We start from the raw sequence: 601 nt of genomic DNA on the forward strand, positions 1-601 counted from the left end.
CCACTTATCTTAAAGCTTATCTTGATTATCTGAAAATTACTCTTCATAAACAACCTGAAGATGTTTCTTGGCAAGAACTTCGAGACTTTGTGGTACTTATTCAAAATGAACGTTCTCTTTCTGACCGCACCATAAATGCCTGTGTTTCGCAACTTCGCTTTTTTACTCTTTATGTCCTTCATAAGCCCTGGAACCCTTATCAGCTTCCGTTACGTAAGTTTGATACCTATCTGCCTTTTGTTCCTACAAAGGATGAGGTTCGACTTTTTATATCAACCATGCCTGATTTGAAGCACAAAGCGATGGTTGCGCTCATGTACTCTGCCGGGCTGCGTATCGGTGAAGTCTGCCATCTCAAATATCAGGATATCGACCGTAAGCGTATGCGTATCCATATCTCCCATGGCAAAAATCGTTCTGACCGGTTCGCCATTCTTTCCAAAGAAGCTCTTTCTATTTTAACTGATTATTGGTTTGCTTTCGGTAAACCTATGAACTGGCTTTTTCCGCAGCAACGAAATGCTGATAAACCAATTGATACTTTTTTTCTTTCCCGGCATATTTTCAAACATGAAACTGAACTCGGCTGGGAACATCGCCT

General features: G+C 40.9%; 1 protein-coding gene. It reads left to right on the top strand.

The genetic code is table 11. The features are described from left to right. Window positions 1-601, top strand: a 601-nt coding sequence (locus tag RZO55_RS21590) for a tyrosine-type recombinase/integrase (protein WP_318066334.1), incomplete at both ends; no start/stop codon positions are given.

It is taken from the genome of Clostridium boliviensis (genome assembly GCF_033342255.1).
GTDB lineage: Bacteria > Bacillota > Clostridia > Lachnospirales > Lachnospiraceae > Lacrimispora > Lacrimispora boliviensis.